This window comes from Rhabdobacter roseus, from assembly GCF_014202275.1.
In the GTDB taxonomy this organism is placed as follows: domain Bacteria; phylum Bacteroidota; class Bacteroidia; order Cytophagales; family Spirosomataceae; genus Rhabdobacter; species Rhabdobacter roseus.
The window spans coordinates 618,282-633,302 of the sequence record NZ_JACHGF010000001.1 but is presented as its reverse complement, the minus strand read 5'-3'; the positions used below and the strand labels follow the sequence as shown (position 1 = coordinate 633,302).

14 protein-coding genes are annotated in these 15,021 nt (G+C 53.4%); 7 read left to right on the top strand and 7 right to left on the bottom strand.

Annotated elements, in window-relative coordinates:
* Positions 1-26: 26 nt before the first annotated feature.
* From argC to HNQ92_RS02710, 3 genes are all read right to left on the bottom strand, one after another.
* Positions 27-1,046, bottom strand: coding sequence for an N-acetyl-gamma-glutamyl-phosphate reductase (gene argC, locus HNQ92_RS02720; protein WP_184170559.1), 1,020 nt, complete (start codon positions 1,044-1,046; stop codon positions 27-29).
* Positions 1,047-1,188: 142 nt separating this feature from the next.
* A complete protein-coding gene (gene argG / locus HNQ92_RS02715) occupies positions 1,189-2,394 on the bottom strand; it encodes an argininosuccinate synthase (RefSeq protein ID WP_184170556.1) in 1,206 nt (401 codons plus the stop codon).
* A 171-nt stretch (positions 2,395-2,565) separates the two neighbouring features.
* Positions 2,566-3,279 carry a GNAT family N-acetyltransferase gene (locus tag HNQ92_RS02710; RefSeq protein ID WP_184170552.1) on the bottom strand — a complete coding sequence of 238 codons (714 nt, stop codon included), beginning with the start codon at positions 3,277-3,279 and terminating at the stop codon, positions 2,566-2,568.
* Positions 3,280-3,875: 596 nt separating this feature from the next.
* Here HNQ92_RS02710 and aat point away from each other — a divergent pair.
* The 4 genes from aat to HNQ92_RS02690 all read left to right on the top strand — a co-directional run bounded on the left by aat (position 3,876) and on the right by HNQ92_RS02690 (position 8,185).
* Positions 3,876-4,493 (top strand): leucyl/phenylalanyl-tRNA--protein transferase, encoded by a 618-nt coding sequence (aat, locus tag HNQ92_RS02705; RefSeq protein ID WP_184170549.1) that lies wholly within the window; start codon positions 3,876-3,878, stop codon positions 4,491-4,493.
* A gap of 94 nt (positions 4,494-4,587) precedes the next feature.
* On the top strand, positions 4,588-5,619 hold the full coding sequence (gene proB, locus HNQ92_RS02700; RefSeq protein WP_184170546.1) for a glutamate 5-kinase: 1,032 nt from the start codon (positions 4,588-4,590) through the stop codon (positions 5,617-5,619).
* Positions 5,619-6,869: a glutamate-5-semialdehyde dehydrogenase gene (locus HNQ92_RS02695; protein WP_184170542.1), complete on the top strand. Its 1,251-nt coding sequence runs from the start codon at positions 5,619-5,621 to the stop codon at positions 6,867-6,869. Before proB ends, HNQ92_RS02695 begins: the two co-directional genes overlap by 1 nt.
* 227 nt (positions 6,870-7,096) lie before the next feature.
* Positions 7,097-8,185 (top strand): M20 family metallo-hydrolase, encoded by a 1,089-nt coding sequence (locus tag HNQ92_RS02690; protein ID WP_184170539.1) that lies wholly within the window; start codon positions 7,097-7,099, stop codon positions 8,183-8,185.
* Between the two features lie 40 nt (positions 8,186-8,225).
* On the opposite strand, the gene HNQ92_RS02685 is transcribed toward HNQ92_RS02690, so the two are convergent.
* Positions 8,226-9,104 (bottom strand): PorV/PorQ family protein, encoded by an 879-nt coding sequence (locus HNQ92_RS02685; RefSeq protein ID WP_184170536.1) that lies wholly within the window; start codon positions 9,102-9,104, stop codon positions 8,226-8,228.
* Positions 9,105-9,152: 48 nt separating this feature from the next.
* A complete protein-coding gene (locus HNQ92_RS02680) occupies positions 9,153-10,268 on the bottom strand; it encodes a hypothetical protein (protein ID WP_184170533.1) in 1,116 nt (371 codons plus the stop codon).
* 103 nt (positions 10,269-10,371) lie between these two features.
* Between HNQ92_RS02680 and HNQ92_RS02675 the strand changes: the two genes are divergently transcribed.
* Positions 10,372-10,974, top strand: coding sequence for a thymidine kinase (locus tag HNQ92_RS02675; protein ID WP_184170530.1), 603 nt, complete (start codon positions 10,372-10,374; stop codon positions 10,972-10,974).
* Positions 10,975-10,980: 6 nt separating this feature from the next.
* Here HNQ92_RS02675 and HNQ92_RS02670 read toward each other — a convergent pair whose 3' ends face one another.
* Positions 10,981-11,436, bottom strand: coding sequence for a hypothetical protein (locus HNQ92_RS02670; protein WP_184170527.1), 456 nt, complete (start codon positions 11,434-11,436; stop codon positions 10,981-10,983).
* 443 nt (positions 11,437-11,879) lie between these two features.
* On the opposite strand from HNQ92_RS02670, the gene HNQ92_RS02665 reads away from it, so the two are divergent.
* Entirely contained in the window at positions 11,880-12,419 is a 540-nt protein-coding gene (locus tag HNQ92_RS02665) for a DinB family protein (protein ID WP_184170524.1), read from the top strand.
* 76 nt (positions 12,420-12,495) lie between these two features.
* On the opposite strand, the gene HNQ92_RS02660 is transcribed toward HNQ92_RS02665, so the two are convergent.
* Positions 12,496-13,590 carry a chorismate mutase gene (locus HNQ92_RS02660; RefSeq protein ID WP_184170521.1) on the bottom strand — a complete coding sequence of 365 codons (1,095 nt, stop codon included), beginning with the start codon at positions 13,588-13,590 and terminating at the stop codon, positions 12,496-12,498.
* Positions 13,591-13,788: 198 nt separating this feature from the next.
* Here HNQ92_RS02660 and HNQ92_RS02655 point away from each other — a divergent pair, with 198 nt between their 5' ends.
* Entirely contained in the window at positions 13,789-14,991 is a 1,203-nt protein-coding gene (locus tag HNQ92_RS02655) for a proline dehydrogenase family protein (protein ID WP_184170518.1), read from the top strand.
* The last annotated feature ends 30 nt before the right edge of the window (positions 14,992-15,021 follow it).

Below are 15,021 nucleotides of genomic sequence, written 5' to 3'. Positions count from 1 at the left end.
CTAAAAACGCTTACACTTCCAACTCCTTAAAAAGCCGGGGCTTTGAGCCGCAGGCCCGCGTCTTCGGGCAGGCCGAAAAGTAAGTTCATGTTCTGTACCGCCTGCCCGGAGGCACCCTTGGTGAGGTTGTCGATGATGCTCGTGATGAGCAGTTGTCCGTCGTGCTTTTCCAGGTGAACGAGGCATTTGTTGGTATTCACTACCTGCTTCAGATCAATGGCATTGACGCTCACGTGCGTAAACGGATGCGCCGCGTAGTAGTCTCGGTAGAGCTCCAGGGCGTCTTCCAAAGTACCTTCGTAGGGCGTATAGACGTTGGCCATGATGCCGCGCGTAAAGTCACCCCGGTAGGGAATAAAATGCACCGGCTGCGCAAAGGTACCTTGCAGCTTGGTCAGGCTCATCCGGATTTCCTTCAGGTGCTGGTGCGTAAAAGCCTTGTAGATCGAGAGGTTGTTGTTGCGCCAGCTAAAGTGCGTGGTGGTACTTAGGGCTTGCCCCGCCCCGGTACTTCCCGTCACGGCACTTACGTGTACGTCGGCTTGCACTAGTCCGGCCTGGGCCAGCGGCAGTAACGCCAACTCAATGCTCGTGGCAAAGCAGCCCGGATTGGCAATTTTATGCGCCTGCCGGATCGCCTCGCGCTGGAGCTCCGGCAGGCCGTACACAAAGCCTTCCGATTCGTCGCGGAAGTCAGTACTGAGGTCGATGACCGGGATGCTGTCAGGTACCTGATGCGCCGCCAAAAACTTGCGCGATTCGCCGTGCCCCGAGCACAGGAAAAGTACCCCCACGCCCGTGCGATCGAGGGCTTCAAGCAAAGGAGCGATGTCGCCCCCGCTGAATTCCAGGTCAGTATCGCCCAGCAAGTCGGTATGGGTAGCGTAAACGGGCTTACCCGCCTGGCTGTTGCTGTGCGCAAAGGCGATGGTAGCGTGCGGATGGTTGAGCAATATACGAAGCAATTCGCCGCCCGTATAGCCCGCCGCTCCGACGATTCCTACCTGTATAGCCGCCTCTTTATGTTTATGAGTAGATGAGTTCATGAGTTCAAGCTAGCCCCGATCTGTAATCGGGGTTGTATCTAATTTGCGTTTTAAACGCTAGTGGATGACGTACCCATTGCAAATCGGGCGTCGCCACGCCGGGAGGCACTCCTCCGGTACGAGCGTATTTTTGTACCAATTCTCAGTTTTTTTCCGCCAGCTCACTTACCTTCTGATAAATCATCACCTGGTTGGAAGCCACTTTGGAAAAGCCGCGTACGTCGTCGCCGGTCCAGGCGTTGTTCATTTCGCCGTAGCTACCAAAGACGGACGACATCAGGTCGTAGGGCGACTCGATGCCTTCTACGTAGAAGCGGTACGGAGCCAAACGTACATGTACCTGGCCCGTCACGTGGGCCTGGGTGTCGGTCAGGAAGGTTTCGATGTTGCGCATCACGGGCTCCACAAACTGCCCTTTGTGCAGCAGGCTGCCGTACCAGTTGGCGAGTTGCTCCTTCCAGTAAAGCTGCTGCTCGGTCAGGACGTGCTTCTCCAGCGTATGGTGCGCCTTGATGATAATCAACGGGGCTGCCGCCTCAAATCCAACCCGTCCCTTGATGCCGATGATGGTATCCCCCACGTGAATATCGCGCCCGATGCCGAAGGGTTGGGCCAGTTCGGTCAGCTTTTGAATAGCCTGCACGGGCGTCAGCGTTTCGCCGTTCAGGCCTACAAGTTCTCCTTTCTCAAACGTAAGCGTGATGGTTTCCTCTTCGGTTTTGCTGACGGGCGTGGGCCAGGCGGTTTCGGGCAGGTACTTTTGGGAAGTCAGGGTTTCTTTGCCCCCCACCGAAGTACCCCACAAGCCCTTGTTGATGCTGTATTCGGCCTTTTTCCAGTCGCGTTGCACGCCCTTCTGGGTCAGGTACTCGATCTCGGCCTCGCGCGATAGCTTCAAATCCCGGATGGGCGTGATGATCTCGGCCTCAGGCGCAATGATCCGAAACGCCATGTCGAAGCGCACCTGGTCGTTACCGGCGCCGGTGCTGCCGTGGGCAATGGCCTGCGCGCCGATTTCGCGGGCGTATTCGGCTACGGCTACGGCCTGGAAAATCCGCTCAGCACTGACCGAAAGCGGGTAGGTATTATTTTTAAGGATATTCCCAAAGATGAGGTACTTGAGGCAATCCTCGTAGTACTCCCGCGTCTTAGAAACAGCCGTGTGGTGTTTCACGCCCAGCGCGTAGGCGTTGGCTTCAATGGCCTGCAATTCTTCTTCCGAGAATCCGCCCGTATCGACCAGTACGGAATATACCTCGTAGCCGCGGTCTTCGGCCAGGTACTTTACACAAAAGGAGGTATCCAGGCCTCCGCTGAACGCTAATACGACTTTGGGTTGTGACGACATCGTTTGGTTTTAATCTACTTCAAAAATTACTATCAACTAAATAATGTACTCTAAGGGTACTTTCTTCCGAGAAAATTTTTCGCAAGTTAATAAAAAGACCTCGCTACGGGCTAGAACATTTACCGAAGCGAGGTCTTTTTCAAGGTGCTATATTCTTCTATACAAAGTACCCTACGGTACTAGCATCGCTTCGGTGTTTTTCTTTTTGGCGCGCTCTTCCCTTCGCAATAGTACGCGCTGCTTGATGCGCATCCAGCGCTCATATAGTTTAGACTCCTTCAGAAAATTCCAGCTAGGCTCCTTATCGTGATCTTGCTCTGCCTTCTTAGCTTCTTCGGGATTGTACATCATGCCCGTACACAGGCAGTGTTTACGGCCCGTACGCGTCAGGATGTCGTAGTTGATGCAGCTGGCGCAGCCCTTCCAGAAGGCGTCGTCGGCGGGTAGCTCGTCAAACGTAACGGGTTCGTAGCCCAGGTCCGAGTTGATCTTCATCACCGCCAGGCTGGTCGTGATCCCGATGATTTTGGCGTGGGGGTACTTTTTGCGGGATAGCTCAAAAGCCTTCGCTTTGATGGCTTTAGCAATGCCGCTTTTGCGGTACTCAGGCCGAACGATGAGGCCGGAATTGGCCACAAATTTACCGTGTTCCCAGGTTTCAACGTAGCAGAATCCTACCCACTCTCCTTCCACGGTGGTGGCGATAATGGCTTTGCCTTCTACCATCTTTTCCATCAGGTACACCGGCGAGCGTTTGGCAATGCCCGTTCCACGCTGCTTGGCGCTTTCCTGCATCTCGTCGCAGATGGTTTCGGCAAAATGAAGGTGGTTTTCATTGGCAACTTGTACTAAAAACTCGCCGCCGTACAATTCTGTATTTTTCATGGTTACTTTTCTCCGAAAAAAATGACTCCCTTCCTCAGCAAATACGATCGCCTGGGAATTAACACCAAAAGGATGGATGACTTACTAAACTAAATGGTACTGGAAGAAATGGGCAGAAAAAACTTTGCCACGTAGGCAAAAGAAGGTTAGATGGTCCTGACGGACCTAAATCGGAAAGGGGTAGTATGGAAGACAACGAGTAGCACGCTGTGGTTCATTGGGAATGTTTTGCCTTTAAAACGATGCAAATTTTGTAAAAAATATAGATTCACCCCAAAGAAACCGAAAATATATTTTTATGGTTCCTTTCTCTTGTTGATCCAACGTGCCACAAATCTCTATAAAATATTGCCATATATACCTTTTTGTTTAATCATACTGATTTGATAGTCAAACATAAGTGTTTGACTATCAAATTTTTATCCAAATAAGTGTTTGCCAAAAATTATTATTGTAACTTTGCTAACACCTACTTAAAATGCCTTATTTTTACTTTTCTCATTGACACCGATACCTCCGGAAATAAGGCGATACGAGCCTAACTACCTCGTTTTAAAGTAATAAATGCTGGTGCGAAGTACCTAGACCTACCCTATATGACGCAACTGACCGCCGACGATCTTATCTACGGATACATCAACGGAATATTCCCGATGGCCGACGCCGACAATACCCTCTACTGGTATTCGCCGGACCCGCGCGCGGTGATCCCCATTGATACGTACCACTCCCCTAAATCACTACGCCCGAGCCTGAACAAAGGTGCCTTTGAGGTACGCATCGACACCGACTTCGAAGCCGTCATGCGCGGCTGCGCCGCTGCGCGCCACACCGAAGAAGGTACCTGGATTTCGGAAGACATTATCCAGGCTTACACCGACCTCTACAAACTGGGCTTTGCGCACAGCATCGAAACGTACCAGGAGGGACGCCTGGTGGGTGGCCTGTACGGCGTGGCCATCGGGGCGGCTTTTTTTGGCGAATCGATGTTTTATAAGGTAAGCGGAGCGTCCAAAGTCGCCTTTCACTACCTCATGGAGCTTCTCAAAAAGCAAAAATTCCTACTGCTGGATACGCAGTTTATCAACGACAACGTACGCCGCTTCGGAGCGATCGAAATCCCCAAATCCGAATACATGGCCCGCCTCCGTAAAGCCATTGCCACCAAAGCGCGTTTTACCGAGCCCGACGTCGAGCACCTCTTCCAACGCTAAACTTCTCCGGCGAAAAGTACCCCTACTGCTGCCATTTCACAACGTATTGACGTAATTTTGGCGCTTCGTATAGCCCCTACTCTCGCAAAACGCTGTGGTAAAGCCCATTCTGGTTATTAAGTTCGGAACTGCCTCCATTACTCGCCCCTCCGGCGAGCCTGACCTGGCCATTATTGCCGACATAGCCCGGCAGGTATCCGTGTTGCATCCCGACTACCGGATCATCCTGGTGTCTTCGGGGGCCGTAGGAGCGGGCAAAGCTTACATTCATGACTACAAAGGAACCATCACGCAACGCAAGGCGGCGGCTTCGGTGGGCAACCCGCTGCTCGTGGGGATTTATGCCAGCCAGTTTGTGCCCTACGGCATTGCCATTGCCCAGAGCCTCTGCGAGCGCCAGCACTTTGCCAACCGGCACCAGTTTTTGCAACTAAAAAGTACCTACCAGGAGCTCTGGAACAACGGCATTATCCCGATCGTGAACGAGAACGACGTCGTGAGTGACCGCGAGCTGAAGTTTTCGGACAACGACGAACTGGCGACGCTCCTGGCGGCGGGCTTCGGGGCCGACGTCCTCATGCTATGTACCTCCGTGGGGGGCCTGCTGGACGAAGCCTCCCGCATTATTCCCAAAGTACCCAGCGTGAGTGAGGTGTTCCGGTTTGTGCGTACCGAAAAGTCGGCGCTGGGGCTGGGCGGCATGGCTTCTAAGCTTACCTTTGCCAAGCTCGCCACCCGCATGGGCATCCGGGTAGTTATATTTGGTACCAAAGAGCCCGACGGCCTGCTGCGCGCGCTGCGGGGCGAAACCGGTACCGAGTTTGCGGCCCAGCCAAGTACCCTCTCGGCCCGCAAGCGCTGGCTGGGCAGCGGCGGGCTGGTGGCCGGTAAGCTTCGCATCGACGACGGGGCCGCCCAGGCACTGACCAAACGCAAAAGCCTGCTGGCCGTTGGGGTACTTGAAGTGACGGGCGAGTTTGAAGCGGGTGAAATCATTGAGATCTTCGCCCCCGACCAGCAGATGGTGGCCGTGGCGCGGGCGCGCGTCGACTCGCGCTCGATCCTGGCTAACTTAAAAACGCTTAACTTTGAGGTGGCACACGCCAACGACATCGTACTACTCTGATGGAATCCATTATCCCGCTTCTCGCTAAAACCCAAACGGCCGCCGCCGCCGTACGGAACCTCCCGGACGCCCAAAAAGCCGCGCTGCTGAACCACCTGGCCGAGCAGGTACTTGCCCATACCGACGCCATCCGGGCCGAAAACCGCAAGGATCTGGACCGCATGGACAACGCCGACCCGAAGAAAGACCGCCTACTGCTCAACGAAGCCCGTATCCAGGGGCTGGCGCAGAGCCTGCGGGACGTAGCCCAACTACCCGATCCCACCGGACAGGTGCTTCTGGAAAGAACCATCGAGCAGGGCCTTCGTCTCCAAAAAATCGCCGTGCCGCTGGGCGTGGTGGGGGTTATCTACGAATCGCGCCCCAACGTGACGCTGGACGTAGCCGCGCTCTGCCTGCGCTCGGGCAACGCCTGCGTGCTCAAAGGCGGCAAGGAAGCGTCGCACTCCAACGAGTACCTGGTACGGCTCATCCACCAGTCGCTGGCGGAATTTGAGGTACCTGCCGAGGCCGTACTGCTGCTGCCTACCGACCGGAAATTTGTCGCCGAGCTCCTGACCGCTACGCGCTACGTGGATATGCTTATTCCGCGCGGCTCGGAAAGCCTGATTCAGTTTGTGCGTAAAAATTCGCTGGTACCCACCATCGAAACCGGCGCGGGCGTGTGTCATACCTACGTGGAGCAAACCGCCGACCTGGAAAAAGCCCGGGCCATTGTGGTGAATGCGAAAGTATCGCGCCCTTCGGTCTGCAACTCACTGGACACCATCGTGGTAGATCGCGCCGTAGCGGCCGACTTCCTGCCAACGCTAAAAGAGGATTTGGAAAAATACAACGTAGAAATTTTTGCCGACGAAGCGGCTTATCCCATTCTGCAACGCGCCAGGTACCCCTACCTTCAGCCCGCCCAGACCGAGGACTTTGGGCGCGAGTTTTTGGATTTCAAATGCTCCGTTAAGGTAGTTGAGGGCGTAGAAGAAGCGCTGGTGCACATTCAGGCGCATTCGTCGCGGCACTCGGAGGCCATCGTGTCGCAAAACGCGGCGGCCATCGAGCGCTTCCTGAACGAGGTAGATGCCGCCGCCGTCTACGCCAACGCTTCTACCCGCTTTACCGACGGCGGGGTGTTTGCGCTAGGGGCCGAGATCGGGATTTCTACCCAGAAGCTACACGCTCGCGGGCCTTTTGCGCTGGAAAAACTCGTTACCGAAAAGTGGATCGTGCGCGGCGACGGGCAGGTACGTTGGTAAAAGTACCTCTTTGGTTTCGAGCGATTAAAGAGGTACTTGCAGGTACCTTTGGGTACCCGCGCCAGGGTACCTGGGCGTAGTGAGGAATACTTTCCAGCGGCTTTTTGAAGGCTTCTAAGGAATTATTAATTGAGAAAGCCACCATTCCTCCCGAACTTGCCGCCCGTTTATCCGCGCCTATTTTGTACATTTGGGTAAAGACTTACTCCGACACGAGCTTGATTCTTATGCATTCATCAACGGCTACATCTACGCTAAAAGTACTTACTCAGGAAGCTACCGACCTACTCAAAAGCCTGATTTCCACGCCTTCGTACAGCCGGGAAGAGGACCAAACGGCCGCGCTGATCGAGGATTTTCTTCGTAAAAAAGAGGTACCTTTTCAGCGTAAAAAAAATAACATTTGGGCGCTGAACCAGCACTTCGACCCCGCCAAACCTACCCTGCTGCTCAACTCACACCACGACACCGTAAAGCCTAATAAGTCCTGGACGCTGGACCCCTTTGAGCCGCTGGTGCGGGACGGGAAACTCTACGGCCTCGGCAGCAACGACGCCGGTGGCTGTCTGGTAGCACTCATCGCCACTTTTTGCCACTTCTACAACAACCCTCATCTCTCCTATAACATAGCTTTGGCAGCTACCGCCGAGGAGGAGATTTCGGGCAAAGAAGGCCTGGAAATAGTAGTACCGGAGCTGCCCCCGCTCGAATTTGCGATTGTGGGCGAACCTACCCAGCTACACCTGGCCGTAGCCGAAAAAGGCTTACTGGTACTTGACTGCCTGGCCCGAGGGAAATCGGGCCACGCCGCGCGGGAAGAGGGCGACAATGCCATTTACAGAGCACTGCGTGACATCACCTGGATCACCAACTACCGCTTTCCGAAGGTGTCGCCGACGCTGGGGCCCATCAAGATGTCGGTTACGATCATGAACGCCGGTACCCAGCACAACGTGGTACCCGACGCCTGTACCTTTACGATCGACGTGCGGGTGACGGAGCAGTATACCTTGGAAGAAATTGTCGAGATTATCCAAGAACACATCGAGTCGGAGGTGCAGGCGCGCTCCGTGCGGCTGCGGCCATCGAGTATTCCGGTGGAGCACCCCATTGTGCAGGCGGGAGTGGCGCTCGGGCGCCAAACCTACGGCTCCCCTACTACCTCCGACCAGGCGCTGCTCGACTGCCCCTCGCTCAAAATGGGGCCGGGCCACTCCGAGCGCTCGCATACGGCCGATGAATTCATCTACCTCCACGAAATCGAGGCGGGCATTGCGCAGTACATAGCGATGGTGGAAGCCGTGGCTGTAAAGTAGCTATGGGTACTTTACGCGGCCATACGAAGTACCTGCCGTCTTATTCCAGGGCTTTCTTTTTGCTCTTTTCCAACGCATAGCCTAACGTAAAGTGGTGCGACCAGCCGAGCTGTGAATGGGTATGAAGGGCGTAGTCGATGGCAAACTGCCGGGCTAGGAAGCCCGCCCCAAAGTGGTTGGTATGAGGCTTGGTGGCAATGCCCGTACGCAAAAAAACATTCGAAACTACCTCATATTCCAAACCCGTGCGCAGCGACAGCGGATAGTCTGTATCTTTATACAGCTCCGCACTGAGGCGAAGTACCTGCGAAGGCTCGTAGGTCAGGCCGGTCTTGAGGAGGGTAGGCAGGCGGGCCGTTGTTTCGCCCGAGTAGGTACTTTGCGTAACATTATAAAGATGCGCGCCCAAGGTCAGCTGAGCGTTGAGCCGCGCTATTCCTCCCAGCTCTACGGCTACGGCTTTGCGGCTTATGGCCAGCGAGGCAGCATTGGCGGCTACCTGTACGTAGTTTATTTTTATCCCCAGGCTTACCCAGTTGATCCGGTGCCCTACTCCTACTCCCAGTGCTAGGTCGTTGTAGAGCTCGTCGCCAAAGCGCTGGACGCTGAAGCCGCCCGTCAGGCCCTCGTGCAGGGGTACTACCGCCCCAAAAGCCAGCGTATGCAGCCCCTCAAAACCGTAGTGAGAATGGTAGGACGAAAAAAGCGAGGGCTCATCTACCCCCGCCAGCCCGGCTACGTTGTTGAAGATAGCATAACGATTGGACTGCGCCACGACGGCATTCGCCAGGCTCCAAGCCCGAGCTCCGATTGGGAATACGTCTGCCGAAGCCACTACGGGCAACCTTCCGGCCAGCAGCGCACCAAGTACCAAAGCAAAGGGTACTTTCCGGACCAACACATACCTTTTACACCTCAAATCATCCTGACCGGTTTGGTAGCTGCGGAGCTTGGTGCGCCGCAACGCCTAGTGAAACCTCCTCTTTACAATGGCTAATAAATCCGCCACGGCGTCGCTGCTCATGTCCCAGAGGTACCTGGAAGCAAACGTATAGGACATCAGATCGCGGGCTTCCTCGAAGTTAGCCGCCCGGTCCAGCTCCCGAATGGACTCTTCGAAGGCCTCGGTACTACCGCCAAAGAGTTGGTTTACAAACATAAATCGCTGCCCGAGTGCTATACTATTAGCAATACTCTCTACTTTCACCTGCACCCGACCGTACAGCGTTTCTTCGGCTACGGGTGGCATATCCACTTTATAGCGGCTGTTCAGCGACTCGCCTTCGGCCGAAGGTACCTTGACGGGAGGAACCCGCGCAGGCTCCGGCTTGGCAGGCGACGGGGCTACCGGCGGCGCCGTATTTTCAGAAAGTGCCGTTTCGAAAAAAGATTTCCTTTCTGTATTTATTTCTGGCGTCGGTACGGGTACTGGTGCCATAGGGACTTTATGGGATTCTTTCACCAAGGTACCTGGGTCCAGGCTCACTACCTCCGAAAACTGGCGCAGGTAAGGCTCTTTGTCGTCGAGCACGGCCTCGTTGCTAAGAATGTCCGTCACCCACCGAATGGCCTGATTCACGTACACAAATTTCGTCCCGCTGTCGGTAAGGCGTAACGAAAGAGCCTTGGCCACGCCACTGTGTATATGCGTATACTTCACCAGCTGCTGGGCCTGCTCGGAGGTAAAAGCAAAGTCGGGCAGGGAACGCAGCCGGGCGTCAAAATAGGCCGCCGGGGCTAACAACAACACCAAAGCATCCTGCACCGACTCACTGAGCAGCGGCTCCAGGTCGGCGTGCTTTACGGCAATGTGCTGAGACACGGTGTTCATAAAGCTTTCCAGCGCTTTTTTTACTTCTTCATTTTCAAAATCAAAGTACGGGCTGCGAAAGGCGTTGGCGTCGGCTTTCCACTGGTCAAACAACCGGCTAATCACGCCCAAATTCACTTGCTTTAAGGGAGTGATTTTCAGGATCTCGGGGCCAGAAATGGTACTTTTGCCAGAAAAGAAATCGGAAAGAACGGTATCAGTGAAGCGCGCCACGTATTGTTTCAGGGCCGCTTGATTCAAAGTATTCGGCATACGAATTTAAGGACGAGTAAGGGGGCTGGAATAAAAAAATGTGTTTGCTTTGTAAAGTTATACAAAATAGGCACGACCGCAATCGCTTCTTTAATATACCATCATGTTCATTGAACCTTCCCGCAAAAAAGAAATCCTATACCCCCGTACCGGCTGGATCGAGCTGATTTGCGGCTCCATGTTTTCGGGCAAAACGGAGGAACTCATCCGAAGGCTCAACCGCGCCCGCATTGCCCGCCAGCAGGTAGAGATTTTTAAACCTGCCCTTGATAAACGCTACCACTCCGAAGACATTGTTTCGCACAACGAAAACTCTATTCGCTCCACACCCGTACAAACGGCCTCCGAAATTTTGCTGCTGGCGGGCAATTGCGACGTAGTAGGTATGGACGAAGCGCAGTTTTTTGACAACTCCATTATCGACGTCTGTAACACCCTTGCCAATGCGGGCAAGCGCGTCATTATTGCCGGGCTGGATATGGACTTTCAGGGACAGCCTTTCGGCTGCATGCCCCAGCTCATGGCGGTAGCCGAGTACGTAACCAAGGTGCACGCCATCTGCATGGTCTGTGGCGAGGTAGCTTCCCATTCCTTTCGGCTTTCTCCTCAGCAAGAGCGGGTGCTGCTGGGCGAAACCGACTCGTACGAAGCGCGTTGCCGCCGCTGTTTTAATCTGGGAGAAAAAGCGCGAAACCTGCCGGTATAGAGGCCGTCAGTATACTTCTTTGATTTTGTACTTGATATCGTTCATCGAAAACGTGTCCCCGGCTTGCTTGCCTTTCATTTCGGCGTAGATGGGTGCTGAAGCGGAAATTCCCTGAAACTTTTCGCCATCGCTCTCAAACTCACCGCTTACTCCCACCAAAAATTGAAGCCGGTCGGTCAACACCACGGCCCCCGGCTGTACCGTTTCGTGCCCATTGCTGAAGTCGATCCGATTAAACAGGGCGGCAGATTCTTCCAGAAAATTCAGGTGAGATTCCAGGTCGGAAATATCGTTGAGCATTTCCTGTTGGTTTGAATCGTAGCTTTCGCTCATGTTTTCGTCGGCGTTGTGGGCGGCAGCATCCCGCAGTCGACGCAGGTCTTCCTGAATTACGGCCAGGCTGTCGTTAAGCCGCGCCTTACACGCTTCTACTATTTGTGGTTTTCGTTCGATCAGAGTCATTGCTTTTGCTTAGTATATAGTTCAAGATGCATAGCTTATAAAACAGCAGACCACCCTGGCAGGTTTGAAAAGCAGGTACTTCTTACCTCCACGATTACCCACAAGAATAACTATTTTAAAGTACCTATTTATACCAAAACTACTTTTTATACTACTAAAAATCAAGTACTTGTATATTAGACAAAGTACCTCGGCGCACCCATCGACAACCCTGACGGGGTACTTGCATGTTTGTATTTCTTTGAAAAGCCTACCCGGCGAAGATATTCCTCACCTTTCCCCACTTTAACTTCCTTTCTTGGTATTGCCCCCGGTTTCTGGCCTACTTGCAAGTACCTGTTTTTAGTAGAAGTACCCTACGTCTGCGCTTTGCCGGTGTGCATCTTCGGTAGGAAAGGTACTTTTCTTCCTTTACCAAAAGTACCTTTCCCGCCGACCGAACGATGAATCGAAAGCATGCTCTTCTTACTCTAGCAGGTGGTGGTCTCCTGCTCGGTGCGCCTGGCGTACTGGCAAATTCTGCTCAGGGTTCAACGGATGCCCTCCGGGATTTTCGGCACCGCTGGCAAGTAACAAAGGACTACAGCCTGAAAGTACTGGATAAAATGCCCGAGGACCGCTACGGCTACGTACCTACGCCCGACCAAATGAGTTTTGGAAAACTCTTTACGCACACGGCGCATTGGAACACCTTCTTTATGGGGATGATTCTGAACAAAGTACCTCTGCCCGAACCGACCGACCTGGCCAGAACGACGGTCAGGGGGTACTTCGCGAGCTGCCACGATCATTGTACCGGCATCATCGAGCAGCTCAGCGATCACCAGTTGGACCAAACCGGCTACGGCGAGCACGGTTATTGGAAGCAGCACTCAGGCCGCGACCTGCTTTTGAGGGCTTTCATGCACACGGCTCACCACCGCGCCCAGGCGCTCGTTTACCTGCGGCTCAATGGCCTGGAGCCGCCTTTCTTTGAATTCTGAGAAAAAGAGAAAGGCCGCATCCGATGGAGATGCGGCCTTTCTACTATAAAGGTACCCTGAAAGTAGCTAGTACTACTTAGGCACTCACTTGGTTCATCACTTCGGTTTGCTTCCGGATCGACTCCATGTGTACCAGCTTGAACAGCTCGTCGACCAGAGTCGGGAATAGGTTGAGGCTCTTACCCCAGTCCTGGCGCGTATTAAGTACCTCCCGGAAGCGATCTACCTGGTAAGCAGCCACGTTGTTGTCGCGCTTGTACTCGGCGATTTTCTCCACCAGCGACATCCGCGCCGCCAGCGTTTCGAGGAGCTCGCGGTCGAGGTTGTCCAGCTTGCTACGGATAATCTCCAGCTGGGTTTGGTACTCGCTGCCGTACTCTTTGCGGCGTACGTGTAGCTCGTGTAGCATTTCGCCCAGAGCAGCAGGAGTAAGCTGCTGTGACGCATCCGACCACGCCTTGTCCGGATCGCGGTGCGACTCGATGATCAACCCTTCATAGTTAAGGTCTAAAGCCCGTTGGGCTACCTCAAAGAGGTAAGCGCGCTTGCCCGCCATGTGGCTGGGGTCACCGATTACGGGTAGCTGGGGGAAGAGGGTCTTGAGCTCAATGGCAATTTGCCACATGGGCGAATTACGAAACTTCGTTTCCTGCGCATTGGAAAATCCGCGGTGGATGGCTCCCAATTTCTTAACGCCCGCCTGGTTGAGGCGCTCCAGCGCTCCAATCCACAGCTGCAGATCCGGGTTTACGGGATTTTTCACCAGTACGGGTACATCCACGCCTTTCAGAGCGTCGGCGAGTTCCTGCACGTTAAACGGATTAACCGTGGTGCGGGCACCGATCCAGAGAATATCCACGCCATACTTAAGGGCCAGCTCCACGTGCTGTGGATTAGCCACTTCAATGGCCAGGGGAAGCCCGGTTTCTTTTTTGGCGGCTTGTAGCCAGGGTAGTGCGGCCTCTCCCATTCCCTCAAAGCTTCCCGGACGAGTACGTGGTTTCCAGACTCCCGCCCGGAGCACGTGCGCGAATCCCTCTTCCTTGATTTGGGCGGCAGTTTCTAAAACTTGCTCCTCGGTTTCGGCGCTACAGGGCCCGGCAATCACCAAGGGTTTACCGTCGGTGTTTATCCAGCTACTAAGGGGCTGGATGTCTAACGAAGCATTCATAATCAACAACTTAACCTTGTATAAATAGACTAATAATCACAGATTTCTAGGGGATGAATCGAGAATACAATTGTTTCTCGTACATTTGTTGTTTCAACAATAAAGGTATTGACTTCCCATAAACTGTTTCGGTATACCGCGTGTTATGGAGATAGTTAATATCTTTGGCTCGATTGAAAAAAACCACTGACTATACAAATGGCTTCAGTAGCACAACAAGACGTATCACCTGTATTTTTTGAAGACACTTCCGTGGCCTTCGCTTCCAAGTCCGATTCACAACTTCGCAAAACCTATTGGCTCTTTGCCCTTATGAATCAGGCATGGCTGGTAAATTTAGGTACTTTTTTTATAAAGTTGGCCTTAAGACTTCGCTTACCTATAAAAAATCTTATTCGAAGCACTATTTTTGAACAATTCTGTGGTGGTGAGACCATTGCCGACTGCGAATCGGTGATCGCTACTTTGGGGAAATCGGAGGTAGGAACGATTCTGGACTACTCGGTAGAGGGGGAAGATAACGAAGCCTCTTTTGAGGAAACAACGGCCGAGCTAGTGCACACCATCCACAAAGCCGCCCGCTCCCGCCACATTCCTTTTACGGTATTCAAAGTAACGGGCATTGGCTCTGCTGAGCTGCTGGAAAAAGTACAGCGGAAGGCTGAACTTACTACCCCAGAGCAGGAAGCTTACGAGCGGGTACGCGAGCGGGTAGATCGCCTCTGTAGCCAGGCACACAGCCTGGGGGTGCGTATTTTTATAGATGCCGAAGAAAGCTGGATTCAGGACGTGATCGACGAGCTTGCGTACGCCATGATGAAGAAGTACAATACCAAGCAGGCGCTTGTATACAATACCTACCAGTTTTACCGGCACGAGACCCTGGACGCTTATAAAAACGCCTATTTAAAGGCGCGCGAAAAGGGGTACTTTCTGGGTGGAAAATTGGTACGGGGGGCGTACATGGAAAAAGAACGCATCCGTGCCCGGGAAAACGAATACCGTAATCCTATTCATGCTACCAAGGAAGCTACCGACCAGGATTTTAACGCGGCAATTGATTTTAGCCTGGATCATATCGATACGATCTCCTTTTGTCTGGGTACGCACAACGAGTATAGCTCTCAGTATTGTACCCAAAAAATGCGAAAAATGGGAATTGCCGAAAACGATCCGCGGATTTGGTTTGCGCAACTACTCGGCATGAGCGATAACATTTCGTATAATATGGCCAAGGCGCACTATAACGTAGCCAAGTATGTACCTTACGGGCCCATTGATGCCGTAATGCCTTACCTGTTTCGCCGAGCCGAAGAGAACAAGTCTATTTCTGGCCAAACAAGCCGCGAATTCCTGCTGGTGAAGCGAGAAATGGAACGTCGTGGGGTAGGTACTGTGTAAGCTAAAATAAAAGGACTATTTTTGCGCCAG